The organism is Streptomyces sp. BBFR25 (genome assembly GCF_044590125.1).
In the GTDB taxonomy this organism is placed as follows: domain Bacteria; phylum Actinomycetota; class Actinomycetes; order Streptomycetales; family Streptomycetaceae; genus Streptomyces; species Streptomyces canus_D.
On record NZ_CP172447.1, the window covers coordinates 2,621,202 to 2,645,383 of the forward strand.

Sequence of the window (24,182 nt, forward strand, 5' to 3'; positions counted from 1 at the left end):
CCGCTCAGCCGGTGACGGACGGGGAGGAGGCGGCGCGGCGGGCGTCCCGGCCGCGCTTGACGTAGTACCAGCACATGTTCGACGACAGCCCCGACAGCAGCACCCACACCACGCCGATCACGACGCTGCCCCGCACGAAGGAGACGACGGCGGCGGCCACGGCGAGTACGCAGACGACCAGGGCGTAGAGGGCGAGGCGGGGCATGGGAACGGCTCCTGTCGGGGGGACACTGGTACCGACCAGTGTCCCCCATCGCCTCATACGTCCGTGACGCGGAGCCCGGCGTGCGCCTTGTAGCGGCGGTTGACGGAGATCAGGTTGGCGACCAGCGACTCGACCTGGTGGGCGTTGCGCAGCCGCCCGGCGAAGACGCCGCGCATGCCGGGGATGCGGCCCGCGAGGGCCTGCACGATCTCCACATCCGCCCGCTCCTCGCCGAGCACCATCACGTCGGTGTCGATCTCGTCGATCTCCGGGTCCTGGAGGAGGACCGCCGAGAGGTGGTGGAAGGCGGCGGCGACCCGGCTGTCCGGCAGCAGGGCGGCGGCCTGCTCGGCGGCGCTGCCCTCCTCGGGCTTGAGCGCGTAGGCGCCCTTCTTGTCGAAGCCGAGCGGGTTGACGCAGTCGACGACGAGCTTGCCGGACAGTTCCTCGCGCAGGGATTCGAGGGTCTTGCCGTGTCCGTCCCAGGGCACGGCGACGATCACGACGTCGCTGCGGCGGGCGGTCTCGGCGTTGTCGGCGCCCTCGACGCCGTGTCCGATCTCCTCGGCGGCGGCCGCGGCGCGCTCGGCGGCGCGGGAGCCGACGATCACCTTCTGGCCGGCCTTGGCGAGGCGGTATGCGAGGCCCTTGCCCTGGGGCCCGGTGCCGCCGAGCACGCCGACGACCAGCCCGGACACGTCGGGCAGGTCCCAGGGGTCCTTGGCCGGAGCCTTGGCGGGGGCCTTCTGTGCAGCACTGTCGGTAGAGGTCATGGAGCGACCCTACGTCCGCTGCGGGCTGCCCACGGGTACGGGTCCCGCCCGGCGGGAGGTGGTCCCCGGGCCGGGTGAATCCGGGGCGAACGCCGGACCGCGCGGTCGCGGTTGCGGCAGGATGCGGCCGCATGGACGCCGTACGGGTCGCGCTGCTGCGGGAAGTGCTCGCCGGGACCGAGTGGCTGGGGGCCACCCGGAGGTTCGCCGGGGCGCTGCGGGGGTCGGTGGTCCCGCACGGGGGCGGCCTGCTGCTGGTGGGCACCCCCGGGTTCGAGCCCTGGCACCTGGCGGCGCACCTGGTGGACGAGGCCGCCTGGTCGGGGACGCCGGAGCTGGCACCGACGCTGGTACGGCACGGGGCGCGCCCCTCGGACCCGGCGCACCTCGCGGTCGGCCTGGGGCGGCTGGCGGCGGCCCGGCGCGGGGAGACGCTGCTGGTGGTCACGCCCGACGATCCGGGCGCCCCGCTGCTGGAGCGGGTGCACGACGCCCGCCGGGCCGGTGCGACGGTGCTGGCACTGGGCACCGACCGCGCACCGGGCGAGCGGGAGCTGACGGCGATGGCGCACGAGACGCTGACCGTCCCGGACGGCGCGGAGCTGGACCTGGACACGGTGCAGCACCTGGTCAGCGCGTCGGCCGGGGAGAACGCGGTGCCGCAGCCCCGGGGCCGCCGCCGCTTCCGCGACCGCCTCTCCCGCCTCGCCGACCACCTGACGGCCCCACCACCCTCCGGCTGGTAGCGCCCCGGGGGCCCGCGACCACCACGCCCCGTCCCGTGTCCGTCACCGCCCGCTCCATGACGGCCGCGCTCGTCGGGGTGCGGGCCTCGGTGTGGTCGGGCGGGCTGCTGTGCGCGGGCGCGGTGGGGCTGCCGGCGCTGTGCCTGCCGACGATGATGACGTACGACGCGCGGACGAACGAGCACGCGGTGCGGCTGCGCGAGAAGCGCGCAGCCGCCGCGCGCGGCTGATCAGTCGTCCCAGCCGATCAGCCCTCGCGGTCGATCAGTCGTCCCGGTCGTCGCCGCTGCCCTGGGCGGAGGCGTCGTGCCACCGGGGGTCGTTCTCCCACTCCAGGTTGCGCTCGCGGGCGGTCTGCATCGCGTGCTCGGCCTCGGTGCGGGAGGCGTACGGTCCGAAGCGGTCCTTGCCCGGGCAGTCCGGGCCCTCCTCGACCTTCTGGTGCTCCAGGCAGTAGTACCACTCGCCCGGTTTGCCGACCGTGCGCTTCTTGAACAGGGCCATGGGCAGCTCCTCTCGCCACCGACATGTTCCCCCATGCGTGCTGGTTAGACTCGCTGCATGTCTGGCCAGTCGCTGCTCGTACCAGGGGAGCTGTCTCCCACCCGTTCCGTGCCCGGAAACATCCGCAGGCCCGAGTACGTCGGCAAACCCGCGCCGACGCCGTACACCGGGCCGGAGGTGCAGACGCCCGAGACCGTCGAGGCGATGCGCGTGGCCGGGCGGATCGCGGCGCGGGCGATGGAGGAGGCCGCGAAGCACATCGCGCCCGGCGTGACGACGGACGAGCTGGACCGGGTGGCGCACGAGTACATGTGCGACCACGGCGCCTACCCGTCGACGCTCGGCTACCGCGGCTACCCGAAGTCCCTGTGCAGCTCGGTCAACGAGGTCATCTGCCACGGCATCCCCGACTCCACGGTGCTGCGCGACGGCGACATCGTGAACCTCGACGTGACGGCGTACATCGGCGGGGTGCACGGCGACAACAACGCGACCTACCTGGTCGGCGACGTGGACGAGGAGAGCCGCCTGCTGGTCGAGCGGACCCGGGAGTCGCTGGCCCGCGCGATCAAGGCGGTCAAGCCGGGCCGGCAGATCAACATCATCGGCCGGGTCATCGAGTCGTACGCCAAGCGGTTCGGGTACGGGGTGGTGCGGGACTTCACCGGCCACGGCATCAACTCGTCGTTCCACTCGGGGCTCATCGTCCCGCACTACGACAGCCCGCACGCTACGACCGTCATCCAGCCCGGGATGACCTTCACCATCGAGCCGATGCTGACGCTCGGGACCCACGAGTACGACATGTGGGACGACGGCTGGACGGTCGTCACGAAGGACCGCAGGCGGACGGCCCAGTTCGAGCACACGCTGGTGGTGACGGACTCGGGCGCGGAGATCCTCACCCTTCCCTGACCCCGCACGTCCCCGGACACGGCCCGCTCTCCCCGGAGGGCGGGCCGTTTCGCGTCCGGGTGGGTAGGCTTTTACCGACAGCCCGTCGGCAACCTATTGACTTAGGTAAGCCTAACCATAGAAAATCGCGCCCATGGACTCCTTCTCGACCCTCATCCGCACGGCGTCCCACGAGCAGCACGTGGAGGCGGAGACCTCCACCTTCATGAGCGACCTGCTCGGGGGCCGGCTCGGCGTGGACGCGTACGCGCGCTACACCGAGCAGCTGTGGTTCGTCTACGAGGCCCTGGAGGCCGCCGCCGGACGGCTGGCGGCGGACCCGGTGGTCGGGCCGTTCGTCCGGCCGGAGCTGCTGCGGCTGGCCTCGCTGGAGCGGGACCTGGCGCACCTGCGCGGGGACGGCTGGCGCGCGGGGCTGACCGCCCTGCCCGCGACCGAGGCGTACGCGGCCCGGGTGCGCGAGTGCGCCGAGGACTGGCCGGCGGGGTACGTCGCCCACCACTACACGCGCTACCTCGGCGACCTGTCGGGGGGTCAGATCATCCGCGACAAGGCCGAGCGGACGTGGGGCTTCGCCCGCAAGGGCGACGGGGTCCGCTTCTACGTCTTCGAGGAGATCTCCAACCCGGCCGCCTTCAAGCGGGAGTACCGCGAACTGCTGGACGGCATCCGCGCGGACGACCTGGAGAAGCAGCGGGTCGTCGCCGAGTGCAAGCGCGCCTTCGCGCTCAACACGGCGGTCTTCCGGGCGCTGGGCGAGGAGTTCCCGCTCTCCGCGTGAGCGACGCCGGCGCCGGCACCCGCGCCCGCGGACACACCGGTCCCCCTCGGCCGCCTGGGCCGAGGGGGACCGGGAGAGCGGACCGCAGGAGCGGCTCAGTTGCCGATGTCGTAGTCGTCGCTGCGGCAGTTGATGCCGCCGAAGTACAGGTCGCCGGTGCTGTCCGTGGTAATGGCGCCGAAGTACGGGCTGCAGGTGGCGTCCTTGTCACCGTGCAGGGGGCCGTCGAAGGCGGTGGCGGTCGCGGCACCACCGGCGGTCATGGCGGCGGTCAGCAGGACCGTGGCGAGGGCGGAGCGGATGCGCATGGGTTTCCTCTCGGGAGACTGAGCGGTCAGGCCCAGTGGTCCCCCCTCGCCGTCGCGCGCACACGCTGTTCCACCCGTACGGAGGCGCGGTACGGGACTCCCGTCACCGCTCCAGGCGCACCCGCCCGCCGATCTCGACCCAGCCCTCGGGCTGAGGGGCGGTGAGGATCTGGGAGCCGACCCCCTGGGTGATGTTGAGGGCGCGGCCCAGCCGTCCGGTCAGCAGCAGCGCCGCCGCACCGGTCGCCTCGTCCTCGTCGATGCCGTCGTCACGGCCCGGGAACGCACGGGCGCGCACCCGTCCCGCCGCCTCGTCCTCCCACGCCCAGGCGTAGACCCACTCCCCCTTCGGCGGCACCGCGAGGTCGTCGACCTCGGCGACGGTGGCGTACTGGCGCAGGGTGCGCGGCGGGGCCCACTCGGGGCGGGCCTCGATCCAGCTGAACTCCCCGTCCAGCCGGGCGCCCACCACCCCGGCCGGGGTGACGAGTTCGGGCACGTCGAGCAGCCAGGCGGCGCCGACGCAGGGGTGTCCGGCGAAGGGCAGCCGCAGGGTGGGCGTGTAGATGTCGACGACGCCGCGCTCGGGGTCGTCGACGAACACGGTCTCGCTGAAGCCCAGCTTGCCGGCCAGCTCCTGCCGCCGCTCGGGCTCCGGCAGCACGGACCCCTCCCGGACGACGCCGAGTTCGTTGCCGTATCCGCCGTTCGGAGCGCAGAAGACGCGCAGTACGTCGTAGTCGGTCACCGGGGCATTCAAGCATCGTCCGCGGGCGGCCAGAGCGGGGTGGGGGCTTCGTCGTAGGGGAGGGTGGCGAGCGCGTCCGCGTACCCGCGTTCCAGGGCGGCGCGCCGGCGTTCGGTCCGCGCGTCGGCGGGACGGGCCGGGAGCCCTGACATCCGCTCCGCGTGCCCCTCGCCGACCGCGTCGGCGGTCAGCCGCCACTCCGCCTCCGCCGGCAGCCGGGCCAGCACCACGCAGGCCGGTTCGGCGCCCTCCGCCAGCGCCGCCACGGCCCGGTCGTGCCCGTCCAGGACCAGCCAGCCGTCGAGGAACGACACCCACCACAGCAGGACCGGGGCGAGGGTGCCCTCCCGGGCGTGCTTGCGGTACGCCTTCACGCGCGGTGCGTCGGGACGCGAGAGCGGGCGCAGGGGCAGGACGCCGTGCCAGCCGCCTCCGCAGAGCAGTTCGAGGACGGTGTCGGGCCAGTCCCGTACGAAGTCCTCGTTCCAGATGCCGGGAGCGAACGACGCGCGTGCGGTGAGCGACCAGCGTCCGTCGTGCAGCGGGCCGTGGGGGCTGTCCTCCAGCCACCGGGCACAGCGGTGCCGCCAGTCGGCGGCGGGCGTGCGCATCGTCGCGGCGCGCAGGGGCGGCAGCGGGGAGCGGTGCCCGGGCAGGCGATGCAGGTGCAGCTCGCGGCAGCAGCCGTCGCCGTGCGAGCGAAGCGAGATGGGGGTCCCCCCGGACGAAGTCTGGGGGAGGGCCCGGGTGAGGGTGCGGTCACCCTGGTGGAGCGTGGGCGGGCCGCCGTCCCGGGCCCGGACGAAACGCAGCGGCGGCGGTCCGGGGCGGCCCCGGACGTCCAGGACCAGGGGTCCCGGCGTCCCTTCCCGTACGGCTCGTTCCATCCGGACAGTATCGGGGGCGAACCGCCCCGGCCCGCAAAGGGATTACGCCCGCGTACGCCGCCTGCGCGTCGCGTACACCGCGCCCGCGCCGACCGCGACCGCGACACCGGCCGCCGCGCCCAGGGCCGGGCCCGGCAGGTCCGAACCGGTGGAGGCGAGGCTGCCGCCGCCGATCGAACCGCCGGTGGTCGTTCCGGTGCCGCCGATGGTCGAACCCGTACCGCCGCTGCCTCCGGCGCCGCCGGTGGTCGCGCCGCCGGTGCCGCCCGCGCCGCCGGACGTGCCCGTGCCCCCGCCGTCCGGCAGTTGGGCGTCGTCGCTGAGCGCCACCGACAGGTCGACCGGGTCCAGGGCCGTGCCGGCCGGGTAGTTGCCGAAGACCTTCGCACCGGCGTCGGTGACGGTGGCGGCGATGCCGTCGACCGTGATGACGTCCTTGTCGGCCTTCAGGTCGCCGGACCCGGCCTCGAGGTCGGCCAGGACCACGCCCCGGGTCCGGGTGCCGAGGCTGTTCACGTCGGCGGAGAGCGTGCCGCTGCCGCCTTCGAGGGTGGCCTTGAGATTGCTCAGGGTCAGGTCGAGGCCGTAGGTGCCGCCCGACTCGTGGCCCTTGAAGTTGACGGCGCCCTTGAAGGTGGCGGTCAGCTTGTCGGCGTCCGTGTCGTAGGTGCCGGTGGCGTCCTTGAAGGTGAACGCGCCGTTCCCGGCGGCCTGGGCGGCGCCGCCGGAGACGGTGACCCGGCCCTTGGCGATGGTGCCGACGACGTACGCGCGGAAGGATTCCTTCACCCCCCAGCCGAGGGTGCCGTCGGCGATCGCGCCCTTGGCGGGGGCCGCGCTCGCGGGGGCCGAGGGCGAGGCGCTCGTGCTCGCCGCCGGGCTCGGGTCCTGGGTGCCGGGCGTGGTCTGCGGGTCGGTCGGTTCCGGGTCGGCCGGGCCGGTGCTCGGCTCCTGGGAGGGTTCCCCACTGGGCTCGCCGCTGGGCCCGGTCGTGGGCCCGGTGGTGGGCCCGGTGGTGGGCCCGGTGGACGGCTCCGTGCTCGGCGGCGTCTTCTTGACCACCGTCAGCGGGTCCCCGGCCGCGCCCGCGTAGCTCGCGCTGCCGAGGTACTCGCCCGCCTCGGCGGTGAGGGTGGTCGCCATGTCGGTCATCGCGCGGGTGACGGCGACCGTGGCGAGCGGCACGTCGTCGCCCTTCTTGGTGGGCGTCGCGCCGGAGGTGTCGACCGTGGTCACGTCGGCGGTGATCTCACCGGCGCCGCTGTCGAAGCGCACGTCGGTGAGCGTGACCTCGAAGTGGTGCGCGGCGGAGGCGCTCACCAGCTTGCCCCGGAAGGCGAGGTCGACGGTGTGCGCCGAGGTGTCGTACGTCCCGGTGCCGTCGGTGAAGGTGAACGCGCCGTTCCCGTCCGCCTGGGCGGCGCCCTCGGAGGCGGTGAAGCTGCCGAACATGCCGACGTACGTCCGGTAGGACTGCTTGATGCCCCAGGTCAACTCGTAGTCGGCGAGCGGGGATTCGGCCGCCGAGGCACTGGTGGCCCCGCCCACCGTGGCGAGGGCGGTGGCGCCGAGGGCGGCGGCCGTGGCGACGGCGGCGGCGAGTGCGGTGGAGCGGCGTCGTCTGACGGGCATGGCTCGGTTCTCCTTGGGTGTCGGGGGTGTTCAGCCCTGGTCCGGGGCCGGGTCCGCCGGGGTGCCGGGGGACGCGGCGGGCCGGGCGCGGCGCCTGCGCAGGGCGACGGCGACCAGGGCCGCGGCCGCAAGCAGCAGGGCACCGGCCGCGAGGGAGACGGGAAGCGCGGGGAAGTCGCCGTCGTCGGTGGTGCTCGCGACGGGGGCGGCCGAGGTGTCGGCCTCGGTCTTCTCGGGCCGCGGGCTCGCACTCGGCGTGGGCGCGCTGCCGAGGTCGGGCAGGGCGGGCAGTCGCGCGTCGGCGGTGAGGGCGACGGCCAGGGAGACCGGGTCCATCCCGGTGCCCGCCTGGTACATGCCGCCGAAGGCCTTCGCGCCGCGCGCGGTGAGCTTCGCGGGGGCCTCCGTGACCTTCACCAGACCGCCGGCCGGCTTCAGGTCGCCCGCGGTGAAGGTGACCAGGGGCACCTTCTTCTCCACGCCGTCCGGGCTCGTCACGTCGGCGTACAGCGTGCCGTCGCCGTCCTCGACGACGGCCCGTACGTTGCCGAGGCTCAGGTCGAGGCCGTGGGCGCCGGTGAAGCGCACCGTGCCCTGGAAGGCGGCGGTGAGGTCGCCGTCCCGGTACGTCCCCTCGCCGCCGGGGAAGCGGAAGAGCGCGCCGCCGTCCTGGGCACCCGCGGACAGGGCCCACTCGCCGTCGGCGACGTCGCCGGTGACGTACTCGCGGAAGGTGCGGCGCACCCCCCAGTCGACGGCGCCGTCCCGGACCGCGCCGCTCGCCGTCTTCGCGGGCTTCGGCGACTCGGCGGACGGTGCGGGGGTGCCCGACGGCTGCTTCTCCTCCCGCGACGCGGGCGCCTCGACGTCGACCGACAGGCTCACCGGGTCGAGCGCGGTGCCCGCGGTGTAGTACCCGGCGAAGGAGCGGGCGCCCTCGGCGGTGAGGGTGGCGGGGAGGTTGTTCAGGACCACGGTGCTTCCGCCGCCCCGCATGTCGATGCCGCCGAGGGAGAGGGAGGCGAAGGGCACCTGACGGGACGTCGTGACCGCCCCGGTGTCCTTCGCCCTGCTGACGACGTCCACGTGGAGCGTGCCGGTGGAGCCGGAGACGCTCACGGTGGGACGGCTGAGGGTGAGGTCGAGCTGGTGGGTGCCGCCGCTCGTGCGGTGGCCGAGGAAGTGCACGCCGCCGGAGAAGGCGGCGCGGAAGGCGCCGGTGCCGCCGTCGTAGGTGCCGGTGGCCGAGTGGAAGCGGAAGGAGCTGCCGCCGACGGTGGCCGCACCCCCGTTCAGGGAGTAACTCCCCTTCGCGATCGGCCCGGTGACGTAGCTCTGGAAGGAGGACTTGATGCCCCAGTCGAGCCGACCGCCCTGCACGGTCCGGCTCTCGGCATGGGCGGCGGTCACGGACAGCAGGGCGCCGAGAACGGCCGCGCACACCACGGTGACCAGGGCGCGAAGGCGGGCGGGCATGCGAAGTCCTCCGGATCGGGGGGCCGGTAGCGAACAAAGGTAAGGCTAACCTAAGCTCTAGCCGACTGATACTGGCGGTCGACCGGAGAGGACGGACAAAACCGTGCGACGCTTGCGGAACCGACTGGCGGGAGCGCTGCTGTCCGTGCTCGCCCTGACCCTCACCGCGACGGGCTGCGGAGGCTCGTCGAAGGCCGCGCCCGGCGACTCCCCGGGCGGCGCGCGGTCCGCCCCGGCCGGGGAGGCCGTCGCGAACCGCGTCGAACCGCTCCCGAAGAGACCCGACCCCCGGCTCCCGGTCACCGTCCCCTCCGCCGACGGCGCGCGGGTGACGGTGAAGGCGGCCGAGCGGATCGTCCCCCTCTCCGGCAGCCTCAGCGAGATCGTCTTCACGCTCGGGCTCGGCGACCGCGTCGTCGCCCGGGACGTCACCGCCACCTTCGAACAGGCGGCGCGACTCCCCGTGGTGACCCGGGGCCACGACGTCTCCGCCGAGAGCGTGCTGTCGCTGAAACCCGACCTGGTGCTCGCCGAGACCACCACGGGACCCGAGGAGGCGGTGGAACAGATCCGCGCCGCCGGGGTCCCGGTGCTCTTCGTCGAGGCGGCCAAGGGGCTGGACGACGTGGGCCCGCGCATCCGGGCGGTCGCCGACGCCCTCGGCGTACCGGCGGCCGGGCAGGAGCTGACCCGGCGTTCGGAGCAGCGGATCGAGGCCGTACGCGAGGACGTTCCGCACGGGGAGGAGCCCCGGGTCGCCTTCCTGTACCTGCGCGGCTCGGCCTCCGTCTACCTCATCGGCGGCAGGGAGTCGGGCGCCGGTTCGCTGATCGAGGCGGCCGGGGCGGTGGACGCCGGGGCCGCCTCGGGACTCGGCAAGGACTTCACCGCCATCACCAGCGAGGCCCTCGTCAAGGCCGCGCCGGACGCGATCCTGGTGATGAGCAAGGGACTCGAGTCGGTCGGCGGCGTGGACGGACTGGTGAAGATCCCCGGTGTCGCCCAGACCCCGGCCGGGATGGACCGCCGGATCGTCTCCGTCGAGGACGGCGTACTGCTCAACTACGGCCCGCGCACCGACCAGGTGCTGAAGTCGGTCGTGGCGCAGCTGTACGGCGAGGACGGCGCCAAGTGACCGTACTGGACAAGCCGGTCCGCGCCCAGGCGCCCGCGGACCCGCCCGCCCCCCGGGCCCGGCGCACCACCGCCTGGCTGCTGACCGCCGCCCTCGCCGCCGGGCTGCTGGTCCTCGTCCCGGTCGCGGCCGGCACCGGCGCCTACCCGATCCCGGTCGGCGACGTGCTCGGCTCGCTGCTGCACCGGACGGGGCTGGGCGGCACGGAGCTGGACCGGGTGGCCGATTCGGTGCTGTGGAACGTGCGGTTCCCCAGGATCGTGCTGGCCCTGCTGGTCGGCGCCTCACTCGGGTGCGCCGGGGCACTCATGCAGGGTGTGTTCGGCAACCCGCTGGCCGAGCCGGGCGTCATCGGCGTCTCCTCGGGCGCGGCGGTCGGCGCGGTCGCCGCCATCGCGTTCGGCCTGAACTTCCTCGGCACCTGGACGGTGTCCGTCTTCGCCTTCGTCTCCGGCCTGATCACCGTCCTGGTGGTCTACGCGATGTCCCGCTCGGGCGGCCGTACGGAGGTCGTGACACTGATCCTCACGGGCATCGCGGTGAACGCCTTCGCGGGCGCGCTGATCGGACTGTTCCTGTTCTTCGCGGACACCGCGGCGGTCAACCAGATCACCTTCTGGCAACTGGGCTCGCTCGCCCAGGCGACCTGGCCGAAGGTGCTGGCGGTCCTGCCGTGCGCGGCCCTCGGCCTCGGGCTCGCCCCGCTGTACGCCCGTCGCCTCGACCTGCTCGCCCTCGGCGAACGCCCGGCCCGCCACCTGGGCGTGGACGTGGAGCGGCTGCGGATCGTCCTCGTGCTGGTGATCGCCCTGCTGACCGCGGCGGCGGTGAGCGTGGCCGGTGTCATCGGCTTCGTCGGACTCGTCGTCCCGCACCTGCTGCGGATGGCGGCGGGGCCCGGGCACCGGTTCCTGATCCCGGGCAGCGCCCTGCTCGGCGCGCTGGTGCTGCTCGCCGCCGACCTGGCCGCCCGCACGGTCGCGGACCCGGCCGAACTGCCGCTCGGGGTGCTGACGGCGCTGCTGGGCAGTCCGTTCTTCTTCTGGCTGCTGCGCCGCACCCGGCGCAGGCAGGGAGGCTGGGCATGAGAAGGATCAGACTGCCGCGGCTCGTGCCGTCCCCTCCGGCGCCGCCGCCCCCGGCCGCGCCCGGCGACCTCCTCGCCGAGGCCACCGGAGTGCGCGTGCGCCTCGGCGGGCGGCCGGTCCTCGACGGGGTGGACGTGGACGTCCGCGCGGGCGAGGTGCTCGCCCTGGTCGGCCCCAACGGGGCGGGCAAGTCCACCCTGTTGGGCGCGCTGGCCGCCGACGTCCCGGCCGCCGAGGGAGTCGTACGCATCCACGGCCGCCCGGTGTCGCACTGGTCGCCGCCCGAACTCGCGCTGCGCCGGGCGGTGCTGCCCCAGTCGGCGTCGCTGTCCTTCCCGTTCGCGGTGGAGGAGGTCGTCCGGATGGGCCGGGCGCCCTGGGCGGGCGGCGACCGGGAGGACGAGGACGACGCGGCCGTGGCCGAGGCGATGGCCCGCACGGAGGTGACCGGCTTCGCCCGGCGCCCGTTCTCCGCACTCAGCGGCGGCGAACGGGCCCGCGTGGCCCTCGCCCGCGTCCTCGCCCAGCGCGCTCCCCTCCTGCTGCTCGACGAGCCGACCGCGGCCCTGGACCTCAGGCACCAGGAACTCGTGCTGCGGCTGTGCCGGGAGCGGGCGCGGGCCGGGGACGCGGTGGTCGTCGTCCTGCACGACCTCGCGCTGGCGGCGGCGTACGCGGACCGGGTGGCGGTCCTGCGCTCGGGCCGGATCGCGGCCGGGGGCCCGCCGTCGCAGGTGCTCGCCGAGGAGCTGTTGTCGGAGGTCTACGACCAGGCGGTGGAGGTGTTCCCGCACCCGCGCACGGGCGCGCTCCTGGTCGTCCCGCGCCGCGAACCCTGACGCGAGGTCACGGTGTGGCCGCTGTACCCGGTCTGGGCACTCGCGCTCTTCCCGGCCCCGGTAGGGTTCGCCTCCGGGAAGGGGAAGGTGAAGGAACCTGATGAGCCAGGACCGCGGCCCTCGAAGGCCCCGCAGGCTGGAGAAGTACGCGCTCATATCCGCCTCGGCGACCGCTTTGTCGCTGACGGCGAGCGGCTGCGTGGTGGTGCACGGCGAGCGCGAGGTGCTCCCCTCCGCCACCCGGGCCGAGGCGGCGAAGGCGCTGGAGCGGTTCACCTCCGCCTACAACGCGGCCGACAAGGCGTACGACGCCTCCCTGGACGCCGACCACACCGCCGGTGCCCTCGCCGCGATCGACTCGGCGCGGCTGAAGGCGGGGGCGGCCAACCACCCGGACGGCAATCCGGCGCACGAGCCGCTGGAGCTGACCGACGCGAAGTTCACGATCCCTAAGAAGGCGGGCTGGCCGCGCTGGTTCGTCGCGGACGCCAAGGCCAACAAGGGCGGCACGGCACGCTGGTTGCTGGTGTTCACCAGGGACGGTCTGGAGGAGACCTGGGAGGCGGCGTACCTGACGCTGGTCGCCCCCGGCAAGGTGCCCGAGTTCAAGACCGACCAGGAGGGCTGGGCCGAGGCCGTGCCCGCGAACTCCACCGACGTGAGCGTCCCGCCCGCCGACCTGAGCAAGGGCTACACGACGTATCTGCAGGACGGCGGCAAGTCCTTCGCGGACGGCGTGCACACCAGTTCCTGGCGCGCGCTGCGCGAGAAGCGGTCGATCCGCCCCGGCCTGGTCACCCAGTACATCGACGAGCCGTTGACGAACGGCGACTACGCGCCGCTGGCGCTGCGCACCAAGGACGGCGGCGCGCTGGTGTTCTTCACCAGCAGGCACTTCGAGAAGCAGACCGCCGCGCGGGGCGCGTCCGTGCCGACGCCGAACAAGGACGTGCTGGCGCTGACGGACGGTGAGATCAAGCAGTCGCTGACCATGGAGTTCGTCTCCAACCAGGTCGTGCTCGACCCGGCGGACGGACAGGTGTCGGTGCTGGGCCGGGTCCAGGGCCTGACGTCGGGGAAGGGCGAGTAGCGGTACCCGTGCCCGCCCGGGACGCTCAGCGGCGCAGCGGCCAGGAGGCTCCCTCGTGCTCGCTCTCCGTACCGGCATGCCGGGCGCAGGCGTCGGTGAGGGTCTCCAGCAGGGTCAGCGGATCGGGCAGCGGGTGCTCGGGGCCGCGCACCCAGTGCACGGTCCGGTCCTCGCCGGGCAGCCGGGCCGGCGGCACCAGCACATAGGAACCGCGGCAGTGCCAGCGCAGCCCGGGGTGCTCGTCCATGGTCTCGGGGTGGCAGTCCAGCTCGCAGGGCCACCACTCGTCCTCTTCCTCGGGGGTACCGCGGGTGAGGGTGAACAGCAGCATGCGTCCGTCGTCGCTCTCGGCGACCGGCCCGACCTCGACACCGGCGGCGAGCAGCCGCTCCAGCGCCTCCCGACCGGCCTCCAGGGGCACGTCCAGGACGTCGTGCACCATGCCGGTGGCGGTGATGAAGTTGGCCTCGGGCTGATGCCGGGCCCAGCGCTCGATCTGGGCGCGGTCGGTGGTGGACTGCGTCTGCCAGGCGAACGACACCGGGTGCCGGGCGGGGGTGGGACAGCCCACGCGGTCGCAGGAGCAACGGTATCCGGCGGGGTGCGCGGCGGGCGCCAGGGGCAGTCCGGCACCGGCGGCGGCGAGCAGCAGATCCTCCCGGCCCCCGTCTCCGGCGGCCTCCTTGGGGCGGCGTCCGCGCAGCCACGAGGAGAGTTTGCCCTGCAGACCGCTCCGACCGCCGAACTCCGCGCTCATCTATCCCCTTGCCTCGCCGTCGTGCGCACCAGCATGCCCTATCGTCGCACCATTCCGCGCTTCGGGGTCGCGAAGGGACAAACTTCCCTGGTCAGGCTTCTTTGGTCACCGCGGGGCGAGCCCGTGCAGCGCGTAGTCGACGAGGGTGTCGGTGTAGTCGTAGGAGACCGGCCCCGTGTGCTGGAGCCAGCGCTGGGCGAGCGGCGAGACGAAGAGTTCCAGCGCGATGCGCGGATCGATCTCCGGCCGCACCTGTCCGGCCGCCTGGGCGGCCCGCAGACGGTCGACGTGGAGCTGGAGCGACGGCTCCAGGAGCTTGGCGACGAACTCCCGGCCGAGCTGTTCGTTGACGAGCCCCTCCGCGGCCAGGGCGCGGGACGGCGCCTCGAACTTCGGGTCGTACAGCTGGTCGACGGTGGCGCGCAGTACGGCCTTGAGGTCGGCGGCGATGTCGCCGGTGTCCGGAATGGCATAGGACGCTCCCTGCCCCTGCACGGCCTGCTCACCGAGGTCGAGGAATGCCTCCAGCAGGACCTCCGCCTTGGAGGACCACCACCGGTAGATCGTCTGCTTGCCGACGCCGGCGCGGGCGGCGATGCCCTCGATGGTGGTCTTCGGGTAGCCGACCTCGCCGACCAGGGCCAGGGCGGCGTCGTAGATGGCCTGGCGGGACCGCTGGCTGCGCCGGGTGGCGTCGGGGTGCGGCCGCTCGGGAGCGGTGGTCGTGGTGCGGGCGGATTTCCGAATGGTGGCCATGCTCCGAAGCTACCAGGTCGACAAGACGGACCGTCTCGCCGCGCGTTGGGCCCGGCCGCTCAGTGACGTGGCGCCCGCGCGTTCTCCAGATAGTGCAGGACGGCCGCCACCCGCCGGTCGACCTGGTCGGCCGGGGACAGGTCGAGCTTGGCGAAGATGCTGCGGATGTGCTTGTGGACGGCGCCGTCGGTGACCACGAGCCGTCCGGCGATGGCGCTGTTGCCCAGACCCTCGGCCATCAGACCGAGCACCTCGCGCTCGCGCGGGCTGAGACGCTCCAGCCGGGTGTCCTGTCGGGTCCGGGTGAACAGCTGGGCGACGACCTCCGGGTCGATGGCGGTGCCGCCGCCCGCGACCCGCCCGAGGGCGTCCATGAACTCCTCGACCCGCCCGACGCGCTCCTTGAGCAGGTACCCCAGACCGCCCACTCCCCCGGTCAGCAGGTCGGTGGCGAAGGACTGCTCCACGTACGCGGACAGCACCAGGACGGCGAGACCGGGGCGCCGCCGCCGCGCCTCGACGGCCGCGCGGACGCCCTCGTCGGTATGGGTCGGCGGCATGCGCACATCGAGGATGGCCACGTCGGGCTCGTGCTCGTCGATGGCGGCGAGCACCGACTCGGCGGTGTCCGCGGTGGCGACCACGTCCAGACCCTCGGCCCGCAGCAGCAGGGCAAGCCCCTCGCGCAGCAGCGGATCGTCCTCGGCGATCACGATCCGCAGGGCGCGGTGCACGTCACGTTCCACGGTGCTCCCCGGCCGGCCAGGAGTCGCCCCAGGCCGCGTCGCGGGCCGCCTTGTACAGGTCGCCGTGCCGCTTGGTGACCGTACGGCGTCGCAACTGCTCATCGGGTTCGCAGAGGTCGAGCAGCACCTGCCCCTTGCGGATCTGCGGACGCCGCACCACCCGGGAAGGGGCGGGCTCGACGGGCATCCGGGTGGCGGCGACGTAGCTGAACTTCTCGTCCTCGTAGGCGAGGGACCCGCTCTTGACCTGCCGGTGCAGGCTGGACCGGCTGACGCGGGCCGCGAAGTGGCACCAGTCCGTGCCGGGCACGATGGGGCAGGCGGCGCTGTGGGGGCAGGGCGCGGCGACCCGGAACCCGGCGGCGATCAGCCGGTCGCGGGCCTCGATGACACGGGCGTACCCGGCGGGCGTGCCGGCCTCGACGATCACGACCGCCCGCGCGGCACCGGCCGCGGCGTCGACGAGGGCGGCGCGGTCGGCACCGGTCAGTTCGTTGAGTACGTAGGACACCGTGACGAGATCGGCGCTCTCCAGGGGAAGCGCCGCTCCGATCCGTGCACGCTGCCAGCGGACTTCGCGCAGGGCGGGGAGCGAGGCGGCGATCTCCCGCCCCAGGGCGAGCGCGGGTTCGGCCCAGTCGAGCACGGTCACCGGCCGCGTCCCGTCCCAGGTGTCGCTGACGGCCCAGGTCGCGGCACCGGTCCCGCCGCCCACGTCCACGTGACTGCCGGGCACCCATCCCGGCACGGCCGCGGCGAACGCGTCAAGGGCCGAGCGCACGGCGGCGAAGGTGGCGGGCATGCGGTAGGCGGCGTAGGCGACGACGTCGGCGCGGTCGCGCAGGATGGGGGCGTCGGTCGGGGTGTCCCCGCGGTAGTTGGCGATCAGCCGCTCCACGGCCTGCGCGGCCTGCCGGGGCGGCAACCCGTCGACGAGGTCGGCGAGGGCGGCCCGCAGGGTGTCGGCGGGGGCGGCGGGGTGGTTCACCCGGCGATTGTACGAGGCACTCGGTGGGGCGGGTCTCTTGGTCACCCGGCGCGGGTGTGGGCGCGGGGGTGGGTCGCGCGGCCCGGCGCTGCCGGGGTGCCGCTACGCCCACCCGTGCCGCCCCAGCGGCACGACTGCCCGCAGCTAGGGGGTAGCCGCGTACGGCGAGCAGGGGACGTGTCGGGGGGTGTCCGCCCGCAGCGGTTGGCGCGTCAACGCCCCGAGCCTCTGTAAGCGACCGATTCCGCGCCGTTCCGAGGACGGACACCCCCCGGCGCGGCCCCGACCCACAGACAACGCACCGCGCAACGCGCACCCCCACCCACCCCGCAGGCGCCGCAGGCACCCGGCTCAACCGCCGGAGGATCAGACCCGCACCGCCCGCGCCACCCGCGTGCACAACGCCGCGCGCGGCCGATTGTCCGGCGCCCGGCGGCGCGGGTGGACGGTGTTGGCGAGGAGCACCGCGAAGGTGTCCGTAGCCCGGTCGAGGACCAGCATCGTGCCGGTGAACCCGGTGTGCCCCGCCGCCCCCCGCCCCGCCAGCTCGCCCATGAACCACGGCTGGTCCAGCGCGAAGCCCAGCCCCGGTTCGGCCAGCAGCAGCTCCACGAAGTCCGGCCCGAGGATGCGCGCCGGCCCGTGGGAGCCGCCCGCGAGCAGCGTCCGGCAGAACACCGCGAGGTCCCGCCCCGTCGAGAACAGCCCCGCATGCCCGGCCACCCCGCCCAGCGCCCACGCGTTCTCGTCGTGGACGACCCCGCGCAGCATCCCCCGGTCCACCTTGGCCCACGGCCGCCGCTGGTCCTCCGTGGCCGCGGCCTCCGGACACGGCCCGAAGCGCGTCGCCGTCATGCCCAGCGGCCGGGTGATCCCGTCCCGCACGAGGACGTCCAGACCCCGCCCGGTGATGCGCTCCAGCACCTGCTGCAGGACCAGCATGTTCAGGTCCGAGTAGCAGTAGGTGCCGGGCACCCCCACCGGCGGCTCCGCCCGCAGCCGCCGCATCCGTTCGTCGCCGTCGGCACAGTCGTACAGCGGGAGTTCGGGCCGCAGCCCCGAGGTGTGGGTGAGCAGTTGCCGCACGGTGACGCGGTGCCGGGCCGCGGCCCGGAAGTCCGGCAGGTAGGCGCCGACCTCCGCGTCGATGCCGAGCGTGCCCCGCTCGATCTGCTGCACGGCGGCGACCGCCGTGAACAGCTTCGTCAGCGAGGCGAGATCGAACGGCGTGTCCACGCTCACCGGCACCCGCGAGCCCACGGGCAGCTCCACGCCCGTGTCGGTGCCCGGATCGTAGGAGGCGTACCGCACGGCCCAGCCCGCCGCCTCCTCGACGGCGAGCACGGGCCCGCGTCCGACGGCCACGACCGCGCCCGCCGCCCAGGGCCGTTCGCCGCTGGTGAGGCCGTGCACCTGGGCGACGACACGACGCAGCTGCCCGGGGTCGAGTCCGGCCCGCTCCGGGGTGTCGCCGCGCAGTCTCGGAGCGCTCAGTTCTCTTCCCCCTTGCCTGCTCCCCGCCCGGCTGCCGAGGGCCGGCACAGGGTGACGAGGAACCCGAGCGCCACCACCGCCGCCACCAACTGGACCACGGCCATGGGTACGGCGGTGTCCTCCCCCGCGATCCCGACCAGCGGCGAGGCCACCGCGCCGATGAGGAAGGAGGACGTGCCGAGCAGCGCGGAGGCGGAACCGGCGGACGTCTTGACCCGCATCAGCGCGAGCGCCTGGGTGTTGGGCAGGCTGATGCCCATCGCCGACATCAGCACGAACAGCACGGCGGCGACCGGCCCGAGCCCGACCTCGCCGAAGACGCCCAGGGACATCAGCAGCAGCACGGTCGCGGCGGCGATCACGACGACGAGACCGAGGCCGAGCACCCGGTCCAGCCTGACCCGCCCGACGAGGACCTTGCCGTTGATCTGCCCGACCACCACGAGGCCGATCGAGTTGAGGCCGAACAGCAGGCTGAACGTCTGGGCGGAGGCCCCGTAGATCTCCTGCATGACGAACGGCGACGCCGCGACGTAGGCGAACAGCGAGGCGAAGGCGAAGCCGCCGGCGAGCATGTACCCGGTGAAGGCCCGATCGGCGAGCAGGCCGCGCATCGCGCGCAGGGTGTCGCCGACACCGCCCGCGTGCCGCTCCTCGACGGGCAGCGTCTCCGGCAGCTTGGCCCACACGACGACGCCCAGCACCGCCCCGACCACCACGAGGACGACGAACACGCCCCGCCAGTCCGTCACACGCAGGATCTGCCCGCCGATGAGCGGCGCGACGACCGGCGCGACGCCGGAGATCAGCATGAGGGTGGAGAAGAAGCGGGCCATGGCCACGCCGTCGTACAGGTCGCGTACGACGGCCCGGGCGATGACTATCCCGGCGGCGCCCGCGAGTCCCTGGACCAGCCGGAAGGCGACGAGGAGTTCCACGGTCGGCGCGACGGCGCACAGCGCGGTGGCGACGACGTAGACGGCGAGACCGGCCAGCAGCGGACGCCTGCGCCCCCACTTGTCGCTCATCGGGCCGACCACGATCTGCCCGAGGGCCATGCCCGCCAGGCAGGCGGTGAGCGTGAGCTGGACGGTCGCGGCCGGTGCGCTCAGGGACCGGGTGACCTCCGGAAGCGCGGGGAGGTACATGTCCATCGCCAGCGGCGGCGTGGCGGTCAGGCTGCCGAGGATCAGGGTGACGAGCAGACCGACGCGCCGGGCGGCGGGCAGTGTCTGCGGTAGGGGTGACGACTGAGATGTGTGCGGCATGTGCGTGGACGGCCCGCGCTCGGGCATGTGATGTGCCCCTCCCTCTTCTACAGATCCGCCACCTATGCTCTCAGCTCGTACGGACTCGAACGAACAAACTCGAACGACGAGCGAACCTGAGCGAGGGTGGGGCAGGGTGTCAGCGGTGAGCGGGCAGAAGGTGCGCTGGGGGATTCTCGCGACCGGCGGGATGGCGGCGCGGTTCACGGCGGATCTGGTCGATCTGCCGGACGCGGAGGTCGTGGCGGTGGCCTCGCGGACCGAGGCGTCGGCGAAGGCGTTCGCCGACCGGTTCGGGATACCGCGGGCGTACGGCGGCTGGGAAACCCTGGCGCGGGACGAGGACGTCGACGTCGTGTACGTCGCGACCCCGCACTCGGCGCACCGGACCGCGGCGGGCCTGTGCCTGGAGGCGGGCCGGAACGTGCTGTGCGAGAAGCCGTTCACGCTGAACGCGCGCGAGGCGGCGGAACTGGTCGCGCTCGCCCGTGCGAAGGACGTCTTCCTCATGGAAGCGATGTGGATGTACTGCAACCCGCTCGTGCGGCGCCTGAAGGCGCTGGTCGACGACGGCGCGATCGGCGAGGTCCGCAGCCTCCAGGCGGACTTCGGCCTCGCGGGCCCGTTCCCGCCCACGCACCGGCTCCGCGACCCCGCGCAGGGCGGCGGCGCGCTGCTGGACCTGGGTGTGTACCCGGTGTCGTTCGCGCAGTTGCTGCTGGGTGAGCCCTCGGACGTCGCGGCGCGGGCGGTGCTCTCCGAGGAGGGCGTGGACCTCCAGACGGGCGCGCTGCTCTCCTACGCGAGCGGCGCCCTCGCCTCGGTGCACTGCTCCATCACCGGCGGTACGCCCAACTCCGCGTCGATCACCGGCTCCGAGGGCCGCATCGACGTCCCGAACGGCTTCTTCTTCCCGGACCACTTCGTACTGCACCGGACCGGCCGGGACCCGCAGGAGTTCCGCGCCGACCCGGCCGACGGGCCCCGCGAGAGCCTGCGGCACGAGGCCGAGGAGGTGATGCGGGCCCTGCGCGCCGGGGAGACCGAGTCGCCGCTGGTCCCCCTCGACGGCACCCTCGCCGTGATGCGGACGCTCGACGCGATCCGTGACCGCGTCGGCGTCCGCTACCCGGGAGAAGCGAAGGACCCGCTCGTCACACCGGCTTGAGCCCCGGCTCCCCCGCCTCCGTCACGAAGGACCCGGCGGTCGTGAGCGCCGCGCCCTCGGTGCTGACGTGGGACACCGTCTTGAAGTCGGTGCGCGCCGACTGGCGGTCCAGGGACACCGTCGCGTAGCCGCGCAGCCCGTTGAAGAACTTCAGGTGCGGGTTGGCGGTCATGAGGGTGTCCCAGTTGGACGGCTTCGCCGAGCCGTCGCGGCCGCTGGTGATCGAGGTGGTGACGATCTCCGTGCCGACGGTCCGGGAGCCGGGGTCGGAGAAGTCCCGCTTGATGTCGAAGCCGTAGGAGACGTGCACGTCGCCGGTGAGGACCATGAGGTTCTCGATCCCGGCGGCCTGCGCGCCGGCCAGGACCCGCTCGCGGGAGGCCGGGTAGCCGTCCCAGGAGTCCATGGAGACCTTGGACGGCGTGGTGGTCATGTTGTACCGCTGGGAGAAGGTGACCTGCTGGGGCACCACGTTCCACAGGGCGTTCGACCGGTGCCAGCCGTTGATCAGCCAGCGCTCCTGGGCGTCGCCGGTGAGCGTGCGGCTCGGGTCCTCGGACTCGGGCCCGGGGAACTGCCAGCCGTCGCCGTACGCCTGGTTGGAGCGGTACTGCCGGGTGTCGAGGACGTCGAACTGGGCCAGCCGCCCCCAGTGCAGACGGCGGTAGAGCTTCAGGTCGGGGCCGTCGGGCAGCTGGGGCCGGCGCAGCGGCATGTTCTCCCAGTAGGCGCGGTAGGCGGCGGCCCGGCGGATGAGGAACTCCTCCGGCGGGACGCTGTTCTCCGGGGTCTCGTCGGCGTAGTTGTTCTCGGTCTCGTGGTCGTCCCAGGTGACGATGAAGGGGTGCGCGGCGTGCGCGGCCCGCAGGTCGGGGTCCGACTTGTAGAGGGCGTACCGCAGTCGGTAGTCCTCCAGCGTCACCGTCTCGTGGTTGAAGTGGGCCGGCACGGTGCCCGCGGGGTAGGCGCGGGAGCCGCCGGTGGCGTTCACGGCGTACTCGTAGAGGTAGTCGCCGAGGTGGAAGACGATGTCCACGTCCTCCTGGGCCAGGTGCTTGTACGCGGTGTAGTACCCCTCGTCGTACTTCTGGCAGGAGACGAGGCCGAAGGCGAGGTCGGAGACCCGGCTGTGCTGCGCGGGGGCGGTGCGGGTGCGGCCGGCCGGGCTGACGTACCGGCCGGCGCGGAAGCGGTAGTAGTAGACGTGGCCGGGCGCCAGGTGGTCGACCTCGACGTGCACGGTGTGGTGGAACTCGGGGTGGGCGGTGGTCCGGCCCCTTCTGACGACGCGGCGGAAGCGTTCGTCCAGGGCCACCTCCCAGCTCACCTCGACGCGTTTGGCGGGCAGACCGCTGTCGGCCTGGTACGGCACCGGGGCCAGGCGCGTCCACAGCAGCACGGAGCCGGGCTGCGGGTCGCCCGAGGCGACGCCGAGCGTGAAGGGGTCGGCGGAGAGCTGCGCGGCGTCCAGCTCGGCGGCGCTCGCGGTGCCGGCGGCCGGCAGGTTCACGGAGAAGGCGAGCGCGGCGGCGGCGCCGGTGACGGTCAGGAAGCGGCGGCGGCCCAGGCTGCGGGCGGCGGCGCGGAGTTCGGGCGCGTGCGAGGACTGCGACTGGGCCGGGACCGGGGTCGAGGCCTGGTGGTTCGCGGGTGTCATCCGTTCCTCCCCTTGCGGTGGTTGCAAGGGGAATTCGAAGCGCCGGGAACGACCCGAGCTTGGCGCGGACATGGCGGTCGCATGTCGGACGGATGAGTTCCGCATGTTCCGCGACCCGTACGCTGCCGACTCATGAACACCGCGAGAACCAGCGACGAGGAAAACACCGGCGCACGGAAGGTCGCCGTCGTCACGGGTGCAGGATCCGGCATCGGCCGGGCGGTCGCCGTCGAACTGCTCACCGCCGGCTGGTCGGTGGCCCTGGCCGGCCGCCGCCCCGAGCGGCTGTCGGAGACGGCCGCAGCGGCACCGGCGGGCGGCGGCACACCGCTCACCGTCCGCGCCGACGTGTCGCGCCCGGAGGACGTGGCGGCCCTGTTCGGCGCCGTGCGCGACCGGTTCGGGCGACTGGACCTGCTGTTCAACAACGCCGGGACGTTCGGCCCCGGCGGCGTGCCGGTCGAGGAACTTCCCTACGAGGCCTGGCGGCACGTGGTGGACACCAACCTCAACGGGGCGTTCCTGTGCGCGCAGGCGGCGTACCGGCAGATGAAGGAGCAGGACCCGCAGGGCGGCCGGATCATCAACAACGGCTCGATCTCGGCACACACGCCGCGCCCGCACTCGGTGGCGTACACGGCGACCAAGCACGCGCTGACGGGCCTGACCAAGTCACTGTCGCTGGACGGCCGCCGCTACGGCATCGCGGTCGGCCAGATCGACATCGGCAACGCGGCGACCGACATGACGGCCGGTATGCAGACCGGCGCGCTCCAGGCCAACGGGGAGACGGCACCCGAGCCCGTGATGGACGTCGCCGACGTCGCGCGCACGGTGCGGCACATGGCCGGACTGCCGCTGGAGGCCAACGTGCAGTTCGCGACGGTCATGGCGACGGCGATGCCGTACGTGGGACGCGGCTGAGTCGATTCACACAATCGGAATTTCAACATCCACGGTATTGCGGCCGGTGGAGGACGTATGCTCAAATCTCCTTCACCAGAACTCCACACTTGAAGCGCTGGTCTTCCACAAGGCCGTTCCACAGCGCTCCGTGAACCACTCCGAGGGGGGAGGCGGCAGCCGTTCCGTCCACCGGGATCCCGGTGGACGGAACGGCTGCCGCACCGTTTCCCGGTGACGCCTGCCGACTCCCCCTGCCCGGTTACGCCTGCCCGGTCTCGAAGCGGGCGATCCGGCCGTCCTCGTTCACGGTGAAGTCCCACCGGGTCCGCATCTCGCCCCAGGTGTCGTTGCGGTAGCGGGCGATGAGGGCACGACCGCCGTTCGACTCGTTCTCGACCTCCATGTGGCCGTTGGAGGAGAAGATCTCCCGGTCGATCCACTGGTCGAGGTCTCGGTCGTCTCCGTCGTCGGCCATGGTGGCGTCCGGCGCGAGCAGCTCGCGGAAGGCCTCGAGGTCGTGGGCGTTGACGGCGGCGACGAAGGCGCGGACGGCCGGGTCGCTGAGTCGCGTGGTCTGAATCGTCATGGCCGCAGCGTCACACCGGACCCGCGCCCCCGCCACCGGGCCCACCGCCTGTCACCCCCTCACCACCACCCGAACGGCGCCCGGTGACGGGCCCGCACGCCGCCGACGGGCGACGGTGGACAGACGGTGGACAGACGAGCCGCCACTGTCCGCGAGGAGTCGACGTGATGTGCTGTGACCGGCGTGATCTGGGGCTGCTGCTGCTCCGCCTGGGAACCGGCGGCGTCCTGGCCGCACACGGCACGCAGAAGCTGCTCGGCTGGTTCGGCGGCGCGGGCATCGGGGAGACCGGCCGGGCCATGGAGGCCATGGGCTACGCGCCGGGCCGGGCCAGCGCCGCCGCGGCGGGCCTCGCCGAGGCGGGCGGCGGGACGCTGCTGGCGCTGGGCCTGGCCACTCCGGCGGCGGGCGCGGCCGCGGCGGGCGCGATGGCGGGCGCCGCGGCGGTGCACGCCCCGAACGGCTTCTTCGCCCAGGCCGGCGGCTACGAGTACGCGGCCTCCCTCGGCCTGACCGCCGCGGGCCTCGCCGTCAGCGGCCCCGGCCGCCTCTCCCTCGACCACGCCCTCGGCCACGCGGTCAACCGGAACTGGATGGTCCCGGCCGCCCTCGCGGTGACCGCGGCGGCCACGACGGTGGTCGTGGGGGCGCGGAACAGGCGCCTGCGCCGGGCGGCCGAGGGGCGCCAGGAGACACTCTTCGACTGACGCCCGCGGGAACGTGGCACGC

26 protein-coding genes and 2 pseudogenes are annotated in these 24,182 nt (G+C 73.6%); 12 read left to right on the top strand and 16 right to left on the bottom strand.

What is annotated here, in order from left to right; genetic code table 11:
- Window positions 1-4 precede the first annotated feature (4 nt).
- Window positions 5-205 carry a hypothetical protein gene (locus tag ACGH52_RS11880; RefSeq protein WP_059302840.1) on the bottom strand — a complete coding sequence of 67 codons (201 nt, stop codon included), beginning with the start codon at window positions 203-205 and terminating at the stop codon, window positions 5-7.
- A gap of 53 nt (window positions 206-258) precedes the next feature.
- Window positions 259-978: an NADPH-dependent F420 reductase gene (gene npdG, locus ACGH52_RS11885; protein ID WP_059302841.1), complete on the bottom strand. Its 720-nt coding sequence runs from the start codon at window positions 976-978 to the stop codon at window positions 259-261.
- 131 nt (window positions 979-1,109) lie between these two features.
- Between npdG and ACGH52_RS11890 the strand changes: the two genes are divergently transcribed.
- Window positions 1,110-1,724 (top strand): hypothetical protein, encoded by a 615-nt coding sequence (locus ACGH52_RS11890; protein WP_076974077.1) that lies wholly within the window; start codon window positions 1,110-1,112, stop codon window positions 1,722-1,724.
- Window positions 1,725-1,786: 62 nt separating this feature from the next.
- A pseudogene (locus tag ACGH52_RS11895) lies at window positions 1,787-1,954 on the top strand (MFS transporter); the annotation flags it as partial.
- 34 nt (window positions 1,955-1,988) lie between these two features.
- Here ACGH52_RS11895 and ACGH52_RS11900 read toward each other — a convergent pair.
- Window positions 1,989-2,228: a hypothetical protein gene (locus ACGH52_RS11900; protein WP_193777648.1), complete on the bottom strand. Its 240-nt coding sequence runs from the start codon at window positions 2,226-2,228 to the stop codon at window positions 1,989-1,991.
- A 57-nt stretch (window positions 2,229-2,285) separates the two neighbouring features.
- On the opposite strand from ACGH52_RS11900, the gene map reads away from it, so the two are divergent.
- Entirely contained in the window at window positions 2,286-3,143 is an 858-nt protein-coding gene (gene map, locus ACGH52_RS11905) for a type I methionyl aminopeptidase (protein WP_059302845.1), read from the top strand.
- A 133-nt stretch (window positions 3,144-3,276) separates the two neighbouring features.
- Complete coding sequence (locus ACGH52_RS11910) at window positions 3,277-3,924, top strand: heme oxygenase (biliverdin-producing) (RefSeq protein WP_121702396.1); 648 nt, start codon at window positions 3,277-3,279, stop codon at window positions 3,922-3,924.
- Between the two features lie 95 nt (window positions 3,925-4,019).
- Here ACGH52_RS11910 and ACGH52_RS11915 read toward each other — a convergent pair whose 3' ends face one another.
- From ACGH52_RS11915 to ACGH52_RS11935, 5 genes are all read right to left on the bottom strand, one after another.
- Window positions 4,020-4,232 (bottom strand): hypothetical protein, encoded by a 213-nt coding sequence (locus ACGH52_RS11915; RefSeq protein ID WP_059302847.1) that lies wholly within the window; start codon window positions 4,230-4,232, stop codon window positions 4,020-4,022.
- 103 nt (window positions 4,233-4,335) lie between these two features.
- The gene (locus ACGH52_RS11920) at window positions 4,336-4,980 is read right to left on the bottom strand and encodes a PhzF family phenazine biosynthesis protein (protein WP_076974079.1); all 645 of its coding nucleotides are present in this window, start codon (window positions 4,978-4,980) and stop codon (window positions 4,336-4,338) included.
- An 8-nt stretch (window positions 4,981-4,988) separates the two neighbouring features.
- Window positions 4,989-5,867, bottom strand: a complete 879-nt coding sequence (locus tag ACGH52_RS11925; protein WP_399938924.1) for a hypothetical protein — start codon at window positions 5,865-5,867, stop codon at window positions 4,989-4,991.
- Window positions 5,868-5,909: 42 nt separating this feature from the next.
- Entirely contained in the window at window positions 5,910-7,499 is a 1,590-nt protein-coding gene (locus ACGH52_RS11930) for an HtaA domain-containing protein (RefSeq protein ID WP_399938927.1), read from the bottom strand.
- A gap of 30 nt (window positions 7,500-7,529) precedes the next feature.
- Window positions 7,530-8,975, bottom strand: a complete 1,446-nt coding sequence (locus ACGH52_RS11935; RefSeq protein ID WP_399938929.1) for an HtaA domain-containing protein — start codon at window positions 8,973-8,975, stop codon at window positions 7,530-7,532.
- 103 nt (window positions 8,976-9,078) lie between these two features.
- Here ACGH52_RS11935 and ACGH52_RS11940 point away from each other — a divergent pair, with 103 nt between their 5' ends.
- From ACGH52_RS11940 to ACGH52_RS11960, 5 genes and pseudogenes are all read left to right on the top strand, one after another.
- Entirely contained in the window at window positions 9,079-10,110 is a 1,032-nt protein-coding gene (locus ACGH52_RS11940; RefSeq protein WP_076974083.1) for a hemin ABC transporter substrate-binding protein, read from the top strand.
- Complete coding sequence (locus tag ACGH52_RS11945) at window positions 10,107-11,198, top strand: FecCD family ABC transporter permease (RefSeq protein ID WP_399938933.1); 1,092 nt, start codon at window positions 10,107-10,109, stop codon at window positions 11,196-11,198. Before ACGH52_RS11940 ends, ACGH52_RS11945 begins: the two co-directional genes overlap by 4 nt.
- Window positions 11,195-12,037 (top strand): heme ABC transporter ATP-binding protein, encoded by an 843-nt coding sequence (locus tag ACGH52_RS11950; RefSeq protein ID WP_399938935.1) that lies wholly within the window; start codon window positions 11,195-11,197, stop codon window positions 12,035-12,037. The genes ACGH52_RS11945 and ACGH52_RS11950 overlap by 4 nt, the downstream gene beginning before the upstream one ends.
- Before the next feature lie 3 nt (window positions 12,038-12,040).
- Window positions 12,041-12,175 (top strand): annotated as a pseudogene (locus tag ACGH52_RS11955) (iron transporter); the annotation flags it as partial.
- Window positions 12,138-13,127, top strand: a complete 990-nt coding sequence (locus ACGH52_RS11960) for a hypothetical protein (protein ID WP_210977269.1) — start codon at window positions 12,138-12,140, stop codon at window positions 13,125-13,127. The pseudogene ACGH52_RS11955 and the gene ACGH52_RS11960, both read left to right, overlap by 38 nt.
- 25 nt (window positions 13,128-13,152) lie before the next feature.
- Here ACGH52_RS11960 and ACGH52_RS11965 read toward each other — a convergent pair whose 3' ends face one another.
- The 6 genes from ACGH52_RS11965 to ACGH52_RS11990 all read right to left on the bottom strand — a co-directional run bounded on the left by ACGH52_RS11965 (window position 13,153) and on the right by ACGH52_RS11990 (window position 19,163).
- Window positions 13,153-13,884 (bottom strand): bifunctional DNA primase/polymerase, encoded by a 732-nt coding sequence (locus ACGH52_RS11965; protein ID WP_059302856.1) that lies wholly within the window; start codon window positions 13,882-13,884, stop codon window positions 13,153-13,155.
- A 105-nt stretch (window positions 13,885-13,989) separates the two neighbouring features.
- Window positions 13,990-14,640, bottom strand: a complete 651-nt coding sequence (locus ACGH52_RS11970) for a TetR/AcrR family transcriptional regulator (RefSeq protein ID WP_399938940.1) — start codon at window positions 14,638-14,640, stop codon at window positions 13,990-13,992.
- 59 nt (window positions 14,641-14,699) lie between these two features.
- Complete coding sequence (locus ACGH52_RS11975; protein WP_171987161.1) at window positions 14,700-15,362, bottom strand: response regulator transcription factor; 663 nt, start codon at window positions 15,360-15,362, stop codon at window positions 14,700-14,702.
- Window positions 15,363-15,375: 13 nt separating this feature from the next.
- On the bottom strand, window positions 15,376-16,374 hold the full coding sequence (locus ACGH52_RS11980) for a small ribosomal subunit Rsm22 family protein (protein WP_399938943.1): 999 nt from the start codon (window positions 16,372-16,374) through the stop codon (window positions 15,376-15,378).
- 366 nt (window positions 16,375-16,740) lie between these two features.
- Window positions 16,741-17,916: a serine hydrolase domain-containing protein gene (locus ACGH52_RS11985; protein WP_399938945.1), complete on the bottom strand. Its 1,176-nt coding sequence runs from the start codon at window positions 17,914-17,916 to the stop codon at window positions 16,741-16,743.
- A complete protein-coding gene (locus tag ACGH52_RS11990) occupies window positions 17,865-19,163 on the bottom strand; it encodes a multidrug effflux MFS transporter (protein ID WP_076974090.1) in 1,299 nt (432 codons plus the stop codon). The genes ACGH52_RS11985 and ACGH52_RS11990 overlap by 52 nt, the downstream gene beginning before the upstream one ends.
- A gap of 118 nt (window positions 19,164-19,281) precedes the next feature.
- Between ACGH52_RS11990 and ACGH52_RS11995 the strand changes: the two genes are divergently transcribed.
- Window positions 19,282-20,304 carry a Gfo/Idh/MocA family protein gene (locus tag ACGH52_RS11995; RefSeq protein WP_399938948.1) on the top strand — a complete coding sequence of 341 codons (1,023 nt, stop codon included), beginning with the start codon at window positions 19,282-19,284 and terminating at the stop codon, window positions 20,302-20,304.
- Here the strand turns inward: ACGH52_RS11995 and ACGH52_RS12000 are convergent.
- Entirely contained in the window at window positions 20,291-21,961 is a 1,671-nt protein-coding gene (locus ACGH52_RS12000; protein ID WP_399938951.1) for an alkaline phosphatase D family protein, read from the bottom strand. The genes ACGH52_RS11995 and ACGH52_RS12000 overlap by 14 nt on opposite strands.
- A gap of 132 nt (window positions 21,962-22,093) precedes the next feature.
- On the opposite strand from ACGH52_RS12000, the gene ACGH52_RS12005 reads away from it, so the two are divergent.
- Window positions 22,094-22,885, top strand: a complete 792-nt coding sequence (locus tag ACGH52_RS12005) for an SDR family oxidoreductase (RefSeq protein ID WP_121702347.1) — start codon at window positions 22,094-22,096, stop codon at window positions 22,883-22,885.
- Window positions 22,886-23,126: 241 nt separating this feature from the next.
- Here the strand turns inward: ACGH52_RS12005 and ACGH52_RS12010 are convergent, their stop codons facing one another.
- Window positions 23,127-23,453 carry a nuclear transport factor 2 family protein gene (locus tag ACGH52_RS12010; RefSeq protein WP_399938955.1) on the bottom strand — a complete coding sequence of 109 codons (327 nt, stop codon included), beginning with the start codon at window positions 23,451-23,453 and terminating at the stop codon, window positions 23,127-23,129.
- A 164-nt stretch (window positions 23,454-23,617) separates the two neighbouring features.
- Here ACGH52_RS12010 and ACGH52_RS12015 point away from each other — a divergent pair, with 164 nt between their 5' ends.
- The gene (locus ACGH52_RS12015; RefSeq protein WP_121702346.1) at window positions 23,618-24,160 is read left to right on the top strand and encodes a DoxX family protein; all 543 of its coding nucleotides are present in this window, start codon (window positions 23,618-23,620) and stop codon (window positions 24,158-24,160) included.
- The last annotated feature ends 22 nt before the right edge of the window (window positions 24,161-24,182 follow it).